The sequence below is a fragment of the Rahnella rivi genome, from assembly GCF_019049655.1.
GTDB classification, from domain to species: Bacteria; Pseudomonadota; Gammaproteobacteria; order Enterobacterales; family Enterobacteriaceae; genus Rahnella; species Rahnella rivi.
Genome location: NZ_JAFMOX010000066.1, coordinates 370,930 through 385,746, shown reverse-complemented (window position 1 = coordinate 385,746; position 14,817 = coordinate 370,930). Strand labels below are relative to the sequence as shown.

Annotated in this window: 15 protein-coding genes; 10 read left to right on the top strand and 5 right to left on the bottom strand. The window is 51.7% G+C overall.

Annotated elements, in window-relative coordinates:
* Positions 1-93: 93 nt before the first annotated feature.
* Positions 94-621: a hypothetical protein gene (locus J1779_RS23035; protein WP_136377541.1), complete on the top strand. Its 528-nt coding sequence runs from the start codon at positions 94-96 to the stop codon at positions 619-621.
* A gap of 210 nt (positions 622-831) precedes the next feature.
* Positions 832-1,770, top strand: coding sequence for a D-alanyl-D-alanine endopeptidase (gene pbpG / locus J1779_RS23030; RefSeq protein WP_217204885.1), 939 nt, complete (start codon positions 832-834; stop codon positions 1,768-1,770).
* 117 nt (positions 1,771-1,887) lie between these two features.
* Here the strand turns inward: pbpG and J1779_RS25855 are convergent, their stop codons facing one another.
* Positions 1,888-1,971, bottom strand: coding sequence for a small membrane protein YohP (locus J1779_RS25855; RefSeq protein WP_019105993.1), 84 nt, complete (start codon positions 1,969-1,971; stop codon positions 1,888-1,890).
* A 107-nt stretch (positions 1,972-2,078) separates the two neighbouring features.
* Positions 2,079-2,711, bottom strand: coding sequence for an aspartate/glutamate racemase family protein (locus J1779_RS23025; protein WP_217204884.1), 633 nt, complete (start codon positions 2,709-2,711; stop codon positions 2,079-2,081).
* A gap of 465 nt (positions 2,712-3,176) precedes the next feature.
* Between J1779_RS23025 and J1779_RS23020 the strand changes: the two genes are divergently transcribed.
* Together J1779_RS23020 and J1779_RS23015 are read left to right on the top strand one after the other, a co-directional pair.
* Entirely contained in the window at positions 3,177-3,752 is a 576-nt protein-coding gene (locus tag J1779_RS23020; RefSeq protein WP_217204883.1) for a hypothetical protein, read from the top strand.
* Between the two features lie 177 nt (positions 3,753-3,929).
* Positions 3,930-4,520 (top strand): Yip1 family protein, encoded by a 591-nt coding sequence (locus J1779_RS23015; RefSeq protein ID WP_136377418.1) that lies wholly within the window; start codon positions 3,930-3,932, stop codon positions 4,518-4,520.
* Positions 4,521-4,594: 74 nt separating this feature from the next.
* Here J1779_RS23015 and dld read toward each other — a convergent pair whose 3' ends face one another.
* Positions 4,595-6,286, bottom strand: coding sequence for a D-lactate dehydrogenase (gene dld / locus J1779_RS23010; protein WP_217204882.1), 1,692 nt, complete (start codon positions 6,284-6,286; stop codon positions 4,595-4,597).
* A 162-nt stretch (positions 6,287-6,448) separates the two neighbouring features.
* On the opposite strand from dld, the gene phnC reads away from it, so the two are divergent.
* The 4 genes from phnC to phnE (J1779_RS22990) all read left to right on the top strand — a co-directional run bounded on the left by phnC (position 6,449) and on the right by phnE (J1779_RS22990) (position 10,136).
* Positions 6,449-7,285 (top strand): phosphonate ABC transporter ATP-binding protein, encoded by an 837-nt coding sequence (phnC, locus tag J1779_RS23005; RefSeq protein ID WP_217204881.1) that lies wholly within the window; start codon positions 6,449-6,451, stop codon positions 7,283-7,285.
* Positions 7,286-7,351: 66 nt separating this feature from the next.
* Entirely contained in the window at positions 7,352-8,284 is a 933-nt protein-coding gene (phnD, locus tag J1779_RS23000) for a phosphonate ABC transporter substrate-binding protein (RefSeq protein ID WP_122095822.1), read from the top strand.
* A gap of 65 nt (positions 8,285-8,349) precedes the next feature.
* Entirely contained in the window at positions 8,350-9,213 is an 864-nt protein-coding gene (phnE, locus tag J1779_RS22995; protein WP_217204880.1) for a phosphonate ABC transporter, permease protein PhnE, read from the top strand.
* Positions 9,213-10,136, top strand: coding sequence for a phosphonate ABC transporter, permease protein PhnE (phnE, locus tag J1779_RS22990; protein WP_122095821.1), 924 nt, complete (start codon positions 9,213-9,215; stop codon positions 10,134-10,136). Before phnE (J1779_RS22995) ends, phnE (J1779_RS22990) begins: the two co-directional genes overlap by 1 nt.
* Positions 10,137-10,202: 66 nt before the next feature.
* Here the strand turns inward: phnE (J1779_RS22990) and J1779_RS22985 are convergent, their stop codons facing one another.
* Complete coding sequence (locus J1779_RS22985) at positions 10,203-11,324, bottom strand: ribosomal protein uL16 3-hydroxylase (RefSeq protein WP_122095820.1); 1,122 nt, start codon at positions 11,322-11,324, stop codon at positions 10,203-10,205.
* Positions 11,325-11,545: 221 nt separating this feature from the next.
* Complete coding sequence (locus J1779_RS22980; RefSeq protein WP_217204879.1) at positions 11,546-12,925, bottom strand: NAD-dependent succinate-semialdehyde dehydrogenase; 1,380 nt, start codon at positions 12,923-12,925, stop codon at positions 11,546-11,548.
* A gap of 360 nt (positions 12,926-13,285) precedes the next feature.
* Between J1779_RS22980 and J1779_RS22975 the strand changes: the two genes are divergently transcribed.
* Positions 13,286-13,615: a DHCW motif cupin fold protein gene (locus tag J1779_RS22975; RefSeq protein WP_056778304.1), complete on the top strand. Its 330-nt coding sequence runs from the start codon at positions 13,286-13,288 to the stop codon at positions 13,613-13,615.
* A 67-nt stretch (positions 13,616-13,682) separates the two neighbouring features.
* Positions 13,683-14,780 carry a D-alanine--D-alanine ligase gene (gene ddlA / locus J1779_RS22970; protein WP_056778307.1) on the top strand — a complete coding sequence of 366 codons (1,098 nt, stop codon included), beginning with the start codon at positions 13,683-13,685 and terminating at the stop codon, positions 14,778-14,780.
* The last annotated feature ends 37 nt before the right edge of the window (positions 14,781-14,817 follow it).

The following is a 14,817-nucleotide window of genomic DNA, read 5'->3' as shown; positions in this document are numbered from 1 at the left end:
CAGTTGGTGAATTTAATTAGGTCATCTATATATAAATATTGAGTTATTAAGCATGCGAAAGACGAAGGACTGATAATAAAAAAGGAGTGACTTGTGAAAAGACCATTAAAAATATCCCCGTTAAAAATTATTAAAACGCATGAGCAGCCGCAGTATCTGAAAATGTTATCTCATGGCGTCTGCTATGTTCATGGATCCCACAGCGGGAGCTTCGCCGGCCTGGTGCGCTTCCGGGCTTTGCTGAGTATGGAAGAGATCGATGGCACCGGCTGGTTTGCCCATCACTCACTGACGTCAGGAGAAAGAGGTTATTCTGTCGAGAATATTTATAAGAACCAGCCCATTTCTAAAGGCGTAAGTATGAATTATTTGCAGAATTATTTGGAAAGCGCAGGAAATTATTCATCAATGGGGTTAACCGGTCAGAATTTCCCTGTGTTGTATGGGTTAAATCAGGCGGTGGCTGTTCATCCTACGTTTATTGACCATCCCGTCAGTCAGGGGGGCATTAACATTGATTTTATTGCGGCGATATACGTACCCGAAGTGAATGTCATTGACGCAAAAAACCAACTGACGAATATCCCGCGCCTGCAAAAATTGGTTTATCCCCTTTTGTAACCGATTTTCCCTTCCGCACCGTTCACCCCGTACGTCTGTGACTTCTGTGGCGAGTGTTCACTTACTCGCCAATCCACGGTTTGCGGGGAGGGGTGACAGACTTTGTGACAAATAGATTTGCAAATTGCGAGTGCTAAGACTATTCGCCTAACTTATAATTCGGCGGCTGTTTCGACATGATTTTATGACAACTTTCTTAAATACAGAGCAATGCATGTGAAAATCCGTCTTCTGGTTCTGAGCTTATTCGCCTTAAATACAGGCATGTTGTCTGCCCCAGCCGCGCTCGCTGCAAAGCACGAGCAGGCCGCCGCCCCGATGGTTCAAATTGCTTCAGGCAGTGCCATGGTGGTTGATCTTAAAAGCCACGAAGTGATTTACTCGCGAAATCCGGATGAGGTGAGGCCGATTGCCTCCCTGACCAAACTGATGACCGCCATGGTGACGCTGGATGCGAAACTTCCGCTCGACGAAGTCATCAATATTGATATCAGCAATACCCCTGAAATGCGTGGCGTCTTCTCCCGCGTGAAACTCAACAGTGAAATTACCCGCCGTCAGATGATTCAGCTGGCGCTGATGTCTTCAGAAAACCGCGCGGCCGCCAGTCTCGCGGCGCACTATCCGGGCGGTTACAGCGCTTTTATTAAAGCAATGAATGCCAAAGCCAAATCGCTGGGCATGACGCATACCCGTTACGCCGAACCAACCGGTTTATCGCCGCGCAACGTCTCCACCGCGCGCGATCTGACCCGTTTGTTGCTGGCTTCGCAACGCTATCCGCTGATTGGCGAACTGAGCACGACTTCAGAAAAAACCGCCGTGTTCAGCCATCCTTCTTATGCACTGCCTTTTCGGAATACTAATCATCTGATCATGAACCCGTCCTGGAGCATTCAGCTGACCAAGACAGGTTATACCGATGACGCCGGGCACTGTCTGGCGATGCGCACTACCATCAATGGCAAACCGGTGACGCTGGTGGTGATGGATGCCTTCGGGAAATTCACCGCCTTCGCCGATGCCAACCGTCTGCGCACCTGGATGGAAACCGGTAAAACGGTGCCTGTTCCGCAGATTGCGAAAAACTACCGTAAACAGAAAGATCAGCAGAAGTCGCAGCCGAGCGTGGAAGAGGCTCAGGACTGATTTTCGCGTCAGCCTGAGTCGCGTAAAAGCGTGTTGATGAGCAGAAATCAGATGAAAAAAGTCCGGCGCAGTGGCCGGACTTTTTCTTTTGTGCGCAGAAACGTTCAGACGTGCCGATCAGAAGATCAGTTTAAATACCCCTGTCAGGGTCAGTAAGCCGACGATAAAGATAATGGCGATAATCCACAGAATAATTTTCATATTTTTTCCTTAATCTACTCTTAGTCTTCACCGGCCTGATGTGCTAAGCCAATGATATTTCACCTTGAGTATAGCCACTCTTTCGATTTTCGCCTTTTTGTTGCCTGTTACTGAGACACGGCGGCCCGCAGGCCACAAACCGGTGCGGTGAGCGGCGTTCCGATCTGTGTCAGTTCTGCCGCACCGGTCATCGAAGCCTGAGCCAGCGCCACGCAGTCAGCGCCTTGCCGGTAAGCGGTGTCGGCGGCAGCGGCAATCGTTTGCAGATAGCCCGCCAGATTTCCCTGCTTAAATTTCTCCCATGCTCCCGCTACCAGCCGGACCTCCAGCACTGCCAGCGGATGCTTTTCTGCCTGTTCAAACAGCCGCCGGGTAGTGTCCAGGGTGGTTTCCACCGCGCAAAGCACCACCACGTTTCCCGGCGTTTTCATCGCCTGCTCTGCCAGCGCCTGATCCACGCGAAAAACCGGTGCCGGGCTGCTTTCGGTTGCAAGCGTTGCCGCAGCCCCGAGCGTTGAGCAGGTCAGCAGCACACGGTCTGCATGGCTGGCAAGGCTGCGCAGGAGTTGTGCAGTTTGATGTTGCAAGTCCGCCGTCATGCCGCCGGTGCTTTCCGCCGCAGCCAGTAAATCTGGCCGGGAGAGATGCGTTATTTCATGATGATCAAGCCCAAGCTGGCGGGCGGCGTTATCGAAAACGGCAATATTACTGTCGGCGGTGTGTAAGCAGGTGATGCGCATAGCGGCCTCCTTGGAGAGATTCAGCTTTTACGTTAACGGTTTGTGGGGGGAATGGGGAGTGGCTGGCGCCGGTTAAAACGCGTTACCGGGTGTTCTGACTGCCCATAATAATCATAACGCATTGATAAAAATACATTATTTTATTCAGCACTCCGTCTTTCCCTCGGGCATAAACGGGGTAAACAGTAACCCGCGACGGGATCGAGATGCAGGGCGGATATGCTGCGACGTCGGTTATAGCGGTTAAGTTTGTTTTCTTGTAACTCACCACCGTTACCGCCACACGTAACATGTTAATTTATATGAATTATTTATTTTCTCAATGCAACGACCTCAAACATAGATACATTAAAATCGGTGTGTTAAACGAGCAATAAATTGATTTGAGGTGGTTATTTATACAGTGCACACTGGTTGCAGATTAAGGATATCTGAACAGGGAACGCATGTGAGGGATAACCAACTATGTATCAACTCAGCACAATGGATATATCGCCCGTCAACCCGACGCTCTATTTCCCAGGCGCACCAGCCTGGCCGGAAGCACCCAAGGAGAAATCGCTGATGGAAAAGCTTTTGCAAAATCAGATCAACAGTATTGAAAAGCAGGGAATTAAAACCGGTGAGGAACTTGCCGGCCTGAATTTGCGTGTGGGGAAGGTGGAACAGCAGGTCAGTCAACTGACCGACGTGATCACGGATACTCACCTCCGAGTCGGCAAGCTGGAACACCAGATGGTCACGCTCACTGAAACCGTGACAGATATGGGGGTGCGTCTCGGGAGAACCGAGCAGAGCATCGCCCGCATCGACGGACACCTGCTGAGGATTGACGATCATCTGGTCCGGATCGATAACCAGTTTGAACAGGTGAATAAGCAGTTTGAAAAGGTAGACGAACGCTTTGTGAAAATAGAAGCTTCCCTAAGCGGCATGCAGGCCATGTTTTATGATCTCATGATTCAACAGACCCGATGGATTATCAGCATGATGCTGGTGCTGGTTGGCGTGACCTTTACCGCTGCACGCTTTATTCATTAAAGGCGACCCAAGGCGGCCGATGATCCTTCATGCAGAATTGGCCGCCTCTGCAAAATCAACAATAACGGCTATAATTTAGACAGGTCGCCACCTTCCTTGTGCCTCAGCGTAACGGGCATTCCCGAAGGTTTATCACCGCACGCCGCTGGCGGCTTTCGGCGTACAAGGGGGTGTTTCATGGTAAATCATGTCTGGGGACTGTTGTCCCATCCAGGTCCCGAACTGCAACAAATCCAGCGTGAACGGGAAACCGTTTCACATGTGTATTCTCATCATGTTCTTCTGATGGCGCTTATTCCGGTTGTCTGTTCCTTTATCGGAACCACGCAGCTTGGCTGGAATTTCGGTGACGGGCAGAAACTGCTGGTTTCCATGTTCACCGCGTCCTACATCGCCGTTATTTTTTATGTTCTGATGCTCGGTGCTGTCGCCCTGATGGGGCGAATTATCTACTGGATGGCGCGTCGCTATGACAGTCGTCCGACACTCAACAGTTGCATCGTGTTTGCCGGCTACGTTGCCACACCGATGTTCCTCAGCGGGATCGTCGCGTTATATCCGATGGTCTGGCTGTGCCTGTTCGTCGGTATTATTGGTTTGTGCTACAGCGGATATCTGCTGTATCTCGGTATTCCGAATTTCCTGAATATCGACCGCCGCGAAGGCTTTCTGTTCTCCAGTTCAACTCTGGCAATGGGTGTTCTGGTTCTTGAGCTGCTGCTCGCGCTGACGGTGATCATGTGGGGTTACGGAACTCAGCTATTTTGACCAGCACTGCTCCCTCCACTGCGAAGGGGAGGGAGCAACAAACTAATCCCGCATAATCCTGGTACCCGGATTTGTTATTCCTGCCAGTTTTTCAACTTACTGGTTTTTCCTATTCCCGGATTGAAGCTGTTGGTGGGATCGGCCTGTTGGTAGAAGGCTTTCAGGTGCGGTTTCGCCATATACAGATGCCCGACGTTATGCTCGGCCGGGTACTCCGCGCCTTTGGCGTCGAGAAGCTCAAGCATCCTGTGTTTCAGCGCCTTGCTGTTCGCGCCTTTTTTGACGATGTAATCCTGATGGAAAACGTGGCACATGAAATGGCCGTAATACAGTTTTGCCACCAGCTGGTTATCGATATCCTCCGGCAGGGTTTCAAACCATTCGCGGTCATTGCGTCGCAGCGCGATGTCCAGTGCCAGAATGTCCTCCACCTCTTTTTCATGCACTGCGTGATAACGCACCGCGGCACCCGCTGCGGCGAAGCGATGCAGGAAAGCTTTTTTACCTTCATCGGCAGAACAAATAAAGAAATCGCCCTGACCGTCACTGAAGAATCGGGTCAGGAAGTTTCTGGCCTCATCAATGCCCTGACCTGACATTTTCAGCAGCAGATGATGTTCAAAACGATCGCGGTATTGTTTCATCCGTGGAGGCAGATGATTGGGCAGGGCTTTGCTCAGGCATTGCATGACGCGGTCGCTGAAGTTTTTCGGCAGAAAAGGCACTTTGCTGGCGTGGGCATCGAATTTACCTTTAGCGGTAAACATATCCGGCATTTTATCGGTGCCAAGCTTGTCGATCATCATAAAGGTGTCTTTGCCATAGACTTCGGTGATATCGAAAATGTCACGATGCATGTATTCGCCTGCAACAGGCAGATGAGTGAAGTCTCGCAGGATTTGACGGCGCAGTTCAGTGAGGACGGCGGTGTCATTGGTGCCGATGTAAAACACCTGCTGCTGGGTTTCTGCCGGGAAAGTGTCGAGGCGTACCGCAAATACCGCCAGCTTTCCGGCACAACCTGAGGCCTCAAACAACCGGCGCTGGTCGGCGTTAAAGCGTGACGGCGTATCAGCATCCACTTCACGAACGCGTGATGCGTATTCGTTATCGGACGCCAGTCGCTTATCGTGCAGGATATCGGTTTCAAGATATTCCGCTTTTTCCAGACGCGTCAGGATCTCCTCGGGCGTATCACCGAGGTTGATGCCCAGATGATTAATCAGCTTCAGCTCTCCCTGCTCATCTATCTGTGCGTAGAGCGCCATTTCGGTATAGGCCGGGCCGCGTTTGACCAGTGAGCCGCCGGAGTTATTGCAGATCCCGCCGACAACGGAGGCACCGATGCAGGATGATCCGATCACCGAGTGAGGTTCCCGGTTGTACGGCTTGAGCATTTTCTCCAGCTTATAGAGTGTGCTGCCGGGGAAGCCGATCACCTGATGGCCGCCGTCGAGCAACTGGATCTTATCCAGCTTCAGCGTACTGAAAATCACTATGTCGCGGTCGTAATCGTCCCCGCTGGGCGTCGAACCTTCGGTCAGGCCGGTATTGGCAGCCTGCATGATGACGATTTTATCGGCCTCGATGCACACTTTCAGCAGTTGCCACTGTTGCAGCAATGTCTGTGGGAATACGACCGCCAGCGCTTTGCCTCCGCCGGAGCGAAACCCTTTACGGTAGCGCTCGGTGTTGCTGTCACCGGTCAGAACATGGCGGATGCCGGCAATCTCTTTCAATGCGGCGATGAGTGTCTGATTATCCATTTCATCTTCCTTTTTTGACGTGATGCGCATTTGGCACCCCTACAATCATAGACTTATTCCGGCGCCTTTTTGTCATGCGCTGTCCATTAAATCGTCATTGATGTGTCATAAAACTCGCGCTTAATGAACGCCAGATAATGAAAGCAACCGAGAGACAGCATCATGGCGCAAGCACAACTTAAGCTGGCACAGGCTGAATATCCTCAGGCCGGGACACAGCATCTGAACAAAGTACTCGACGTCAAAGGCCTGGTGAAATCCTATAAATCCGGCCAGCGGGTTCTTGATGACATTAATTTTGATCTGCACGCCGGTGAGTTTGTCGCGGTGATTGGCCGCTCCGGTGCAGGGAAATCTACGCTGCTGCACGTTCTCAATGGCACCATTCCGTTAACCGACGGCAGCGTGGTGTGTCATTACGAAAATGGTGAACAGCAGGAGCTTGCCGGGCTGACCGGCAAAGCGCTGCGCCGCTGGCGTTCCGGTTGTGGCATGATTTTTCAGGATTTTTGCCTGGTCCCGCGTCTGGATGTACTGACTAACGTACTGCTCGGGCGTCTGAGCCATACCTCAACGTTCAAATCATTCTTTAACCAGTTTAACGACGAAGACCGCGCCCGGGCGATTTCCCTGCTGGAATGGCTGCACATGTTGCCGCATGCGTTACAACGCGCCGAAAATCTTTCCGGCGGGCAGATGCAGCGGGTGGCGATATGTCGCGCACTGATGCAAAACCCCAAAATTTTGCTGGCCGATGAACCCGTTGCTTCTCTCGATCCAAAAAATACCCTGCGCATCATGAATGCACTGAAAAAAGTCAGCGAAGAAAATATCGCGGTGATGGTGAATTTGCATTCGGTCGAACTGGTGAGAGATTATTGCACCCGTGTTATTGGCATTGCGAAAGGGCAAATTATATTTGATGGTCATCCTGATCAGTTAACTGACGGGATCCTGCATCAGTTATACGGTGAGGAACATGAAGCCGTAGCGGTTTAATTATAAGACTCAATTTTGGCACGCTTTATTTCTACTTTCTCTCAATCTACACAAGGTTACCATTACATGAAGAAGTTATTACGTCTGGCAGTCTTTGTTGCAGGTTCCTTTACCGCAATGCACAGCATGGCAGAAGATGCGCCTAAAGAACTGAACTTAGGTATTTTGGGCGGGCAGAATGCGACTCAGCAAATCGGGGATAATCAGTGCGTCAAAGATTTCTTCGATAAAGAATTAAATGTGGATACTAAACTGCGTAATTCCTCCGATTATTCAGGTGTTATTCAGGGCTTATTAGGTAAGAAAGTCGACATGGTATTAAGTATGTCTCCGTCGTCTTTCGCGTCGGTTTATATTAATAACCCGAAAGCAGTGGATCTGGTGGGTATTGTGATCGACGATACTGACAAATCCCGCGGTTACCACTCAGTTGTCGTGGTCAAAGCCGACAGCCCGTACCAGAAAATTTCTGATCTGAAAGGTAAATCCTTTGGCTTCGCTGACCCGGATTCCACCTCCGGTTACCTGATCCCGAATCAGGCGTTCAAGAAAGAGTTTGGCGGCACAACGGATAATAAATACAACAACTTCTTCTCCAGCGTTACCTTCTCCGGCGGCCATGAGCAGGACATTCTTGGCGTGCTGAACGGCCAGTTCGAAGGCGCGGTGACCTGGGCTTCAATGATTGGTGACCGTGAAACCGGTTATACCTCAGGGGCATTCAACCGAATGATCCGCATGGACCATCCGGATCTGATGAAGAAAATCCGTATCATCTGGGAATCTCCGCTGATCCCTAACGGCCCGATTTTAGTGCGCAGCGATTTGCCACCGGCATTTAAAGCCAAACTGGTTTCTGCCATCAAGAAACTGGATAAAGAAGACCACGCCTGCTTCGTGAAAGCCGTCGGCGGTAAACAACACATCGGTGAAACGTCGCTGGCGGAATATCAGCAGATAATCGATATGAAGCGCGAGCTGACTAAAGGCGGTCGTTAATCCGTAGTTTCCTCCTCCTTCGCAGGGGGAGGAATTATTATTATCTGTAAACCGGAAATATTATTTTGAATAAAGATTTCAATCGTTATTATCAGCAGGTGCGCGGGAAACAAAAGCGTGAAGCGCTGATCTGGTCAGGATTGATGCTGGTTTTATATCTTTGGTCAGGCAATGTTTCCGAGCTAAATCTGAAAACCATTATTGTTTCCGCGCCGAGTTTTTTTGATTATATCGGTGAAACGGTGCCGGTATTGCACTGGCCGTTGTTATTTGCTGATGGCCATACTGAAGGATCTTTTGCTTACTGGGGCTACCGGCTTAATATTCAGTTGCCGCTGATCTGGGAAACTATTCAGCTGGCACTTTCGTCGACGATTTTATCCACCGCGCTGGCCATTATTCTGGCATTTCTTGCCGCCAATAATACCGATTCGCCAAAATGGATAAAATTCAGTATCCGCACGTTTGTCGCTTTCTTACGCACCATGCCGGAACTGGCCTGGGCGGTGATGTGCGTCATGGCTTTTGGCGTGGGGGCAATCCCCGGTTTTATCGCCCTGACATTACATACCGTTGGCAGCCTGACCAAATTGTTTTACGAATCCATTGAAACCGCCTCGGATAAACCGGTGCGTGGCCTGCGTGCCTGCGGCGCAGGGCGACTGCAGCGCATGCGTTTCGCCATGTGGCCGCAGGTGAAACCGATTTTCCTGTCTTACAGTTTTATGCGCCTTGAGATCAACTTCCGTCAGTCCACCATTCTCGGGCTGGTCGGTGCCGGTGGCATCGGGCAGGAGCTGATGACCTCAATCAAACTCGACCGTTATGATCAGGTCAGCATGACCTTACTGCTGATTATATTGGTGGTATCGATAATGGATTATCTCTCAGGAAAACTGCGCAAACTCGTTGTGGAGGGCACTTTCTGATGTTAACCGATGCGCTTGAACCTCATGTTGTCAGCAGCCTGAAACAACAGCACGGACATTTGTTTGCCGCGCAGCGCCGCTATCTGCGCTACCTCGCGATACTGGCCGTGGTGATTACGCTGTATTACGTCTACTTTTTCAGTTACTTCGGCATTCCGTGGAGCGAAGTGGTGCGCGGCAGCCGTGAAGTCGGGCGCTATTTCCTGCGCATGTTCGTCTGGCACAACGTCTCCGAATGGCCGTTTATGTACTATTTTTCGCAAATTGGCATCACGCTGGCGATAGTCTTTGCCGGCACGATCACCGCCTCTTTCCTGGCATTGCCGTTGTCATTTCTGGCTGCGCGAAACGTGATGAACACGCCCTTGCTCAGACCTGTTTCGCTGATCGTTCGCCGGCTTCTTGACGTGCTGCGCGGGCTGGATATGGCGATCTGGGGGCTGATTTTCGTTCGCGCCGTCGGCATGGGGCCGCTGGCAGGCGTGCTGGCGATAGTGATGCAGGATTTAGGGTTACTGGGCAAATTATTCGCCGAAGGGCATGAAGCCGTGGAACGCTCGCCAAGCCGTGGCCTGCGGGCGCTGGGCGCTTCACCGCTTCAAACCCACCGCTTTGGTATCTTCACCCAGTCGTTCCCGACCTTCCTTGCACTGTCGCTGTATCAGATTGAATCCAACACCCGTTCTGCCGCGGTGCTCGGCTTTGTCGGGGCAGGGGGGATTGGCCTGGTGTACGCGGAAAATATGCGGCTGTGGAACTGGGATGTGGTGATGTTTATCACGCTTATTCTGGTGGCTATTGTGATGATAATGGATAAGATTTCCGCGATGCTGCGGGCGAAATATATTCAGGGTGAAGAGATAGCGCTGTTTGAGCCTGAAGTGCGGAGATCGAAAACGCCGGTCGAGCTTTACCGGCCATAAAACGCGTAATAAAAAAGGCGGCGTCCCTGTCGGATGCCGCCTTTTTCGTTTCAACCGCGTCAGTTTTTACTCGTCAAAAAACCAGTAACCCTGATTCACCAGATCGGTGAGTACAGCGATAAACTCCGGATCCTGTACCGCGTTCCCCAGCTCATTTTTACTGATGCAGGTGTAACGGCACAACGCATCTGCCGCCTTCACGTTATCGGTTTCCAGCGCTTCGCTGTTCACGAAGAAACGCCCACCCACATTCAGCACGCGCAGGCCGCTGAGACGGGTCAGGCTGTCGCCCTGCGTCAGGGCATCGACAATTTCGTGAGCTTCAAACGGCGGTTCAGCGGGAGCGATGTCCAGTTCATGGCGCGGCGTGGTGGCGAAGCGTCCGAACCACTGTTTAAAGGATTCCGGCTCATTGATAAGCTCGTGCATCATATTGCGCACACGATCCAGTTCGTACTCTTCAACTTTGCCCACATGCTCACGCAGTGTCAGATCCGGGTCGCTGTAGTGGTTGCCACCGAGATCGTTTTCCAGCGCATAATCCGCAAAGCTGCTGATGAAATCACGGGTGTTCGGGCCACGAAAACCGACGGAATAATTCAGCGCCGTTTCATGGGTGAAACCGTCATGCGGGAAGCCTGGCGGAATATACAGAATGTCGCCAGGTTCCAGATCTTCATCAATGATTGGCGTGAAAGGATCAACGTGTAATAACGCCGGATGCGGGCAAAACTGGCGCATCGGCAAAGCATCTCCCACACGCCAGCGGCGGCTGCCCATGCCCTGAATGATAAATACGTCATATTGATCGATATGCGGGCCGACACCGCCGCCCGGCACGGAATAGGAGATCATCAGATCGTCGAGACGCCAGTCAGGCAGTACCCGGAACGGGCGAACCAGTTCGGCAGAAGGCGCGTGCCAGTGGTTAACCGCCTGCGCCAGCAATGACCAGCCGGTTTCACCCAAATTATCGAAATGTTCGAAAGGCCCGTTGCTCGCCTGCCATTGCCCGTTCTTATGGCTGACCAGGCGGCTGTCCACCTCAGGTTCCATCGCAAGGCCGGCTAACTCATCCGGAGTGATCGGATCGACAAAGTTTGTGAACGCTTTTTTGATAATAACAGGTTGTTTTTGCCAGTATTTTTCTAAAAACTCTGGCCAGTCGAGATTGAGTTCATACGCCATGTGATTCACCAGTGGAAAGACAAACAGCCCCGATTATAGAGAGGCTGTATGCAATACCGCTTTGTCGTGGGTCAAGGCTACCCGTCATAATTCAAACCGCAGGGGCGTTGGCGACATTCAGTCACCCGAATCACTGGCATAAGTCAGCTCATCGGGTTTCCTTCACTTACTGCCTTGCTGCCGCCTGAATTATTTTGGGTACAGAACTCTGGTTGAAACAGTTACGATTTCGCAGCCAGCACGACCAGTTTCTGGTTAACAAATTCTTTGATCCCCAGATCTGACAGCTCGCGACCAAAACCTGAGCGCTTAACCCCACCAAATGGCAGTTCAGCGGCGGTGTCTGTCGGTGAATTGACATATACCATGCCGGTTTCAATCTGGCTTGCCAGCTTACGGGCACGGTCCATGTCTTTGGTGAAGACCGAACCGCCGAGGCCGTAGTGCGAGTCATTGGCAAGTTTCACCAGTTCCTCGTCATTTTTCACCACATACACCTGGGCGACCGGGCCAAAGAACTCTTCAAAATATGCCGGATTGTCGCGGGTAATGTGCGTCAGAATCGTTGGCTCGAAGAAGTTACCCGGATTGTCTGTCACCTTTTTACCGCCAAAGTGCAGTTTCGCCCCGTGTTTTACGGCGTCATCCACCTGCTTGCTCAGCGTTTTCACCGCATCGGCAGAGGACAACGGGCCCAGCGAGGTGGATTTATCCAGCGGATCGCCCATCTTCAGCGCTTTAAAGTGTTCGGTGAATTTTTTCAGGAATTCATCGGCGACTTTTTCATGAATGATGAAACGTTTGGCCGCGGTACACACCTGACCTGCGTTGGAGATACGTGCCTGCGCACCGGCTTTAGCCGCTTTATCGATATCCGCATCGTCGAGCACGGCAAACACGTCGTTCCCGCCCAGCTCCAGCGTGGATTTTTTCAGCTTACCGGCAGCACGGGCAGCGACCACGGCACCGGCTTTTTCCGAACCGGTCAGCGCCACGCCCTGAACGCGGTCATCGTCAATGATTGACGCGACCTGATCCTGCGAAATAAACAGGTTGGTATAGGCGCCTTTTGGCGCACCGGCTTCGGTCACCAGCTTTTCAAAGGTTTCCGCACAGTGCGGCACAATGCTGGCGTGTTTCACAATCACGCTGTTACCGGAAGCCAGGTTCGGTGCCAGAACTCGCATCAGCTGGTAGAACGGGAAGTTCCACGGTTCGACGGCCATGATCACGCCGATTGGATGGTGCTCTACCCAGGCTTCACCCAGGTCTGACTTATAAGGCACAGGTTTGAGGAATTCTTCCGCTTTTTCGGCATAGAATTTCGCAATATCTGCGCAAATTTGCACTTCGCCACGGCTTTGCTCAATAAGCTTGCCCATCTCGACGCTGACAATTTTGGCCAGTTCATCGACGCGCGACGACATGATTTCCGACAGCTTATGCAGGACTTTCACACGTTGCTGGATATCGCCCTGTGCCCAGTCGGATTTGTACAACGCATGCGCGGTGGCCAGCGTTTCCTCGACCTGCTTATCGTTGTGCGTCTGGTATTCTTTGATGAGTTTGTTGTTGAACGGATTTATCGTTTGATATGGCATGTGGTGCTCCTTGTTTTGTGGCGCGCCGCTTTAAAAATCAGCCGCGCGTTGGAATTGAGGTGCGTACGCCTTTCTGCGTTATGTTTCCGCTGTCTCATTCGAACAATAAGCATAGTCGATAAAACGTGAAGTCTGTCGCACAGACACCTCCGGCAACACAGTCTTTTCACCGTATTTTGGCTGCCTGCTTACAGGCCACAGCCCGCGAGGGCTGCGGGCTGTCTCTGAGATTAATCGTCTTTACGTAACTTTTCTTCCAAAGCCGGTTTTGTCTCCCGTGGTTTTGTTTTAGCAAGCGATTGATAAATGAAGCGCTCACTTTTATGCTGGCTTTCCTTGTTTTCCGACACTGAGAAATTCATGAAGCTTGATGCGATTCCGTTTTGCACCACCGACTGGCGCGAGGTCACGCCGACTCAGCATCCGGGCGATGTGGGGATGGCGCTGTGGCGCACCCAGAAATTTGGCGATATACGCGTGCGCATTGTGGAATATTCCGCCGGTTATGAAGCGGATCACTGGTGCAGCAAGGGCCACGTTCTGTTTTGTCTGGAAGGTGAATTGCATACGCGCCTGGAGGATGGCCGCACGTTTACGCTTTCTCCGGGGATGAGTTATCAGGTGGCGGACAATGCCGAGGCGCATCGTTCATCGACGCCGGTTGGCGCGAAATTATTTGTGGTTGACTAGTTTTTAAGCCAAAACGTTAACAGAAAAATTCCCTGCCAGCCCTCACGCTGGCAGCAAGGAGCAGCAGGTGAGTAAATTACGGGTAGGCATCATTTTTGGTGGTAAATCGGCAGAACATGAAGTGTCATTGCAGTCGGCGAAAAACATAGTCGATGCCATTGATAAACAACGTTTTGATGTGACGTTATTGGGTATTGATAAGAAAGGCGAATGGCATATTAACGATGCCAGCAACTACCTGATCAACGCTGAAAACCCCTCGCTGATTGCCCTTAACCGCTCGAATAATCAGGTCGCGCTGATCCCCGGTCAGACCGAAAATCAGTTAATCGAAACCCACAGCGCCAGTGCGTTGTCGCAGGTGGATGTGATCTTCCCGATTGTCCACGGCACGCTGGGGGAAGACGGCTCTTTGCAGGGTTTACTGCGCATGGCGAATATCGCGTTTGTCGGCTCCGGCGTTTTAGGGTCGGCGGTCAGCATGGACAAAGACGTGACCAAGCGTTTGCTGCGCGATGCCGGGCTTTCCGTCGCGCCATTCGTCTGTCTGACCCGCGCGAATCGTCAGAAAAACACCTTTGCCAGTGTTTCGCAGCAACTCGGTTTGCCGTTGTTTATCAAACCGGCGAATCAGGGATCATCGGTCGGTGTGAGTAAAATCAGCGATGAGGCCGGTTACCTTCGTGCTCTGGATGACGCGTTCAGCTTCGACCATAAAGTATTGGTGGAGTCGGCAATCAAAGGCCGCGAAATTGAATGCGCGGTATTAGGCAACGATCACCCGCAGGCCAGCGTGTGTGGCGAAGTGATCCTGCATGACGACTTCTATTCTTACGATACCAAATATATCAATGAGTCCGGCGCATCCATCGCTGTACCCGCGGATTTACCACCGGAAACACACGACCGCATTCGTGCAATCGCATTACAGGCATTTCAGGTTCTGGAATGTCGCGGCATGGCGCGGGTCGATGTTTTCCTGACGGAGCAGGGTGACGTGGTGATCAACGAGATCAATACCTTGCCGGGCTTCACCAATATCAGCATGTACCCGAAACTCTGGGCAGCCAGTGGTTTAGGTTACACTGACCTGATCACCCGCCTGATCGAACTGGCGCTGGAGCAACATCAGCAGGACAACCAGCTCAAAAGCTCGGCTAACTGACCGGCGGATTTCAGGGGAGTATGAAAAAGGCAGGGAG